Consider the following 4,708-nt stretch of genomic DNA (forward strand, 5'->3'; position numbering starts at 1 on the left):
TCGAGGTCAGTGCCCACCCGGTGCTGGTCCAGCCGATCAACGAGACCGTCGACGGCACGGACACCGAGGTCGTGGTGACCGGCTCCCTGCGCCGCGGGGACGGCGGTATGCGCCGCCTGCTCACCTCCATGGCCGAGCTGTTCGTCCGCGGTGTCGACCTCGACTGGAGCGGTGTCCTGCCGCAGCCCGTCCGGCGCGTGGAGCTGCCGACGTACGCCTTCGACCACCAGCACTACTGGCTCCACCTCGCCGAGTCGGCCACCGACGCGGCCTCCCTCGGCCAGGCCGAGGCCGACCACCCGCTGCTCGGCGCGGTCGTTCAGCTCCCGCAGTCCGACGGCCTGGTCTTCACCTCCCGCCTGTCCCTGCGCACCCACCCCTGGCTCGGCGACCACCGTGTCGGCGGCCTCGTGCTCCTCCCCGGCACCGGGCTGGTGGAGCTGGCCGTGCGCGCCGGTGACGAGGCCGGCTGCGGGCTCCTGGAGGAGCTCGTGACCGAGACGCCGCTGGTCGTCCCCGACCACGGCGGCGTACGGCTCCAGGTCGCGGTCGGTGCGCCCGCCGAGAGCGGCGCGCGCACCGTGGAGATCTACTCCCGCCGCGAGGACGCCACCGACGGCGACGGCTGGACGCGGCACGCCACCGGCATGCTGTCCGCCACCGCCCGCCCCGCCGGCAGGGGGTTCGACTTCGCGGCCTGGCCCCCGGCCGGTGCGCAGCAGGTCGACATCAGTGCCGGCTACGCCCTGCTCGCCGAGATGGGGTACGCCTACGGGCCCACGTTCCAGGGCATGCGGGCGGTCTGGCGGCGCGGGGAGGAGCTGTTCGCCGAGGTCGCCCTGCCCGAGGAGCAGCGCAAGGAAGCCGCCGCGTTCGGTCTGCACCCCGCGCTCCTGGACGCGGCCCTCCAGACCGGGACGTTCAGCGCCGCGGCGAGCACGGCCGACGAGGAGTCCGGCGAGCCGGTGATGCCGTTCGCGTGGAACGGGCTGGCCCTGCACGCCGCCGGGGCATCCGCCCTGCGGGTGCGGGTCGCGCCGAGCGGTCCGGACGCGCTGTCCTTCCAGGCCGCAGACGAGACCGGCAGCCCGGTGATGACCCTGGACTCGCTGGTCCTGCGACCGGTCGACGTCGAGCGGCTCGGTGCCGCGGCCGACGCCGCGGCCGCCCACTCCCTCTTCCGGGTGGAGTGGACCGAGACGGCCGCGGCCGACGGGGCGGACTCCGGTCCGTCGTGGCTGCCGGTGACCAACGCCGCCGATGTGGCGGCCCTGGCCGGAGGCGCCGCAACCGCGGTGGTGCCGGTCCTGGAGGCCGTCGGCGGGTCGGGCTCCGCGCTGGAGCTGACCTCCCGTGTGCTGGGGGCCGTCCAGGCGTGGCTGGCGGGCACCGGCCTGGGCGACTCCCGGCTGGTCGTGGCCACCCGGGGTGCGGTGCCGGCCGGGGAGAGCGGTGCGGTGACCGACCCGGCCGGGTCGGCGGTGTGGGGTCTCGTACGGGCCGCGCAGGCCGAGCACCCCGACCGGATCGTCCTCGTCGACGTCGACCCGCTCGCCGAAGGCGGTACGGATTCGGTGCTGGACTCCGTCCTCGCCGCCGTGCTGGCCTGCGGTGAGCCGCAGGTGGCGGTGCGCGGGACGGCCCTGTTCGTGCCGCGCCTGGCCCGCGCGGCAGCGTCGGCGGCGGAGGCCGCCGCGGTCTTCGCGCCGGAGGGCACCGTCCTGGTCTCGGGTGCCGGTTCGCTGGGCGCGCTCGCGGCCCGGCACCTGGTCGCCCGGCACGGCGTACGGCACCTGCTGCTGGCGAGCCGTCGCGGCCCGCAGGCCGAAGGCGTCCGGGAACTCGTCGCCGAACTGGGCGAGCAGGGCGCCACCGTGTCCGTGGTCGCCTGCGACCTCTCCGACCGGGAGCAGGCAGAAGCACTCCTGGCGTCCGTACCGGCCGAGCACCCGCTCACCGGGGTCGTGCACACCGCCGGTGTGTTCGATCCGGGCGTCATCGGGACCCTGACTCCGGAGCGGCTGGCCGGGGTGTTCGCGCCGAAGGCCGACGCGGTCACGCACCTCGACGAGCTCACGCGGGGCCTGGACCTGGACGCGTTCGTCGTCTACTCCTCCGCCTCCTCCGTCTTCATGGGCGCAGGCAGCGGCGCCTACGCGGCCGCCAACGCCTTCCTCGACGGGCTGATGGACCACCGGCGGGCCGCCGGCCTGCCGGGCCTCTCCCTGGCCTGGGGCCCCTGGGAGCAGGTCACCGGCATGGCCACCAACATCGACGAGCTCACCAAGAACCGGATGAGCCGGCGCGAGGGACGCGGCGGCGTGCAGGCGCTCGGATCCGCCGAGGGCATGGAGCTCTTCGACGCCGCCCTGGCATCGGCGCAGTCGCTCCTGGTCCCGGTCAACGTGGACCTGCGTGCGGTACGGGCCGACGCGGCGGCCGGCGGCGGCGTACCGCCCCTGCTGCGCGGCCTGGTCCCCGCGGGCCGGCAGCAGGCCAGGGCGGGCGGTACGGGCCAGGAGACCCGGAACCTCACCGACCGGCTCGCCGGGCTCACCGCAGCGGAGCAGGAGGCCCTGCTCCTCGACCTGGTCCGCACCCAGGCGGCGGCCGTGCTCGGGCACACCGGTCCGGGCGGACTCCGGGCCGAGACGGCGTTCAAGGAAGCCGGGTTCGACTCGCTCACCTCGGTCGAGCTCCGCAACCGGGTCCGCGAGGCGACGGGGCTGAAGCTCCCGGCGACGCTGGTCTTCGACTACCCCAGCCCGCTGGTGCTCGCCCGACACCTGCGCCAGGAGTGCGCCGTCGAGGAGGCGTCCCCGGCCGATCCGGTGCTGGCCGGCCTCACCGGTCTGGAGGCGGCCATCGAGAACGCCGCCGCCGACGAGGAGGCGCGCGGGCGGATCACCGTACGCCTGCGGGAACTGCTGAAGGCAGCCGAGGCGGCGGGCCGTCCGGGCACCGCGCCGGGAGGTGCGGACGCCTCCGACGAGGATCTCGAAACCGCCGACGACGAAGAGCTGTTCGCGATCTTCGACCGGCTCGACTGAGCCGGACCGGACGGCCGGACCCGCAGGGGCGTGCCCGGCCGTCCCCCCTCCCGCACCCGGTGCGGGCCCCCACAGCAATTGCTCACATCACCTTTCCTTGGAGCTGAATCCAGTGGCTGACGAGGCACAACTCCGCGACTACCTCAAGAAGGCCATCGCCGACGCCCGCGATGTCCGCAAGCGGCTGCGCGAGGTCGAGGACCAGGCGCGCGAGCCGATCGCCATCGTCTCCATGGCCTGCCGCTACCCCGGCGGTGTGTCCTCGCCCGCGGACCTGTGGCGGCTGGTGGCCGACGGCGTCGACGCGGTCTCCGGCTTCCCCGAGGACCGCGGCTGGGACCTGGACGGCCTCGTCGACCCGGACCCCGACCACGCCGGCACCTCGTACACCGACCAGGGCGGTTTCCTGGAGGGCGCGGGCCTGTTCGACGCCGGGTTCTTCGGGATCTCCCCGCGTGAGGCGCTCGCCATGGACCCGCAGCAGCGGCTGCTGCTGGAGACCTCCTGGGAGGCCCTGGAGCGGGCCGGCATCGACCCGTTCGCGCTCAAGGGCGCGGACGTCGCCGTGTTCTCCGGGGTCTCCGGCCAGGGTTACGGCGCCGGCGCCGGAGTGGTGCCGCCGGAGGTCGAGGGCTTCGCGGGCACCGGAGCGGCGTCCTGCGTGGCCTCGGGCCGGGTGTCGTACGTCTTCGGCTTCGAGGGGCCGGCGCTGTCGATCGACACCGGCTGCTCCTCGTCGCTCGTCGCCATGCACCTCGCCGCCGAGTCGCTGCGGCGCGGCGAGTGCTCGATGGCCCTCGCCGGCGGTGCGATGGTGATGGCGACCCCCGGCTCCTTCATGGCTTTCTCCCGGCAGCGGGGCCTGGCGACCGACGGCCGCTGCAAGGCGTTCGCCGACGGCGCGGACGGCATGGGGCTCGCCGAGGGCGTCGGCGTGGTGCTGCTGGAGCGGCTGTCGGTGGCCCGCGAGAAGGGGCACAAGGTGCTGGCGGTGCTGCGCGGCAGCGCCGTCAACCAGGACGGGGCTTCGAACGGTCTGACCGCCCCCAACGGTCCGTCCCAGCAGCGCGTCATCCGCGGGGCGCTGGCCAGCGCCGGGATCTCCGCCTCCGACGTGGACGTGGTGGAGGGCCATGGCACGGGTACGGCGCTGGGCGACCCGATCGAGGCGCAGGCGCTGCTCGCGACCTACGGCAAGGGCCGGGACCCGCAGCGGCCGCTGTGGCTGGGTTCGTTGAAGTCCAACATCGGTCACACGCAGGCCGCCGCGGGCGTCGGCAGCGTCATCAAGATGGTGGAGGCGCTGCGCCACGGGGTGATCCCCCCGACCCTGCACGCGGAGGAGCCCACGAGCCAGGTGGACTGGTCGGCGGGCGCGGTGGAGCTGCTGACGGAGGCGCGGGAGTGGCCGCGCACCGGACGGCCGCGCCGCGCGGGCGTCTCGTCCTTCGGGGTGAGCGGAACGAACGCGCACCTGATCCTGGAGGAGGCCCCTGAGGAGGCCCCCGTGGAGGAGCTCGCGGAGGCGGGGCCGGTGGCGGGTGGTGTGGTGCCGCTGGTGGTGTCGGCGCGCACCGCTGTCTCGCTGGCCGGGCAGGCGGAGCGGCTGGCGGGGTTCGTGGAGGGTGCCGAGGGGGTGTCCTTGGCCGAGGTGGCGG

Annotated in this window: 2 protein-coding genes; both read left to right on the forward strand. The window is 75.1% G+C overall.

Annotated elements, in window-relative coordinates; genetic code table 11:
- Positions 1-3,050, forward strand: a 3,050-nt coding sequence (locus WDV06_RS36265) for a type I polyketide synthase (RefSeq protein WP_395514065.1), incomplete at its 5' end; no start/stop codon positions are given.
- Positions 3,051-3,162: 112 nt separating this feature from the next.
- A partial coding sequence (locus WDV06_RS36270; protein ID WP_395514066.1) for a type I polyketide synthase occupies positions 3,163-4,708 on the forward strand: 1,546 nt, incomplete at its 3' end.

Source organism: Streptomyces racemochromogenes (assembly GCF_044129415.1).
Classification (GTDB): Bacteria; Actinomycetota; Actinomycetes; order Streptomycetales; family Streptomycetaceae; genus Streptomyces; species Streptomyces racemochromogenes_A.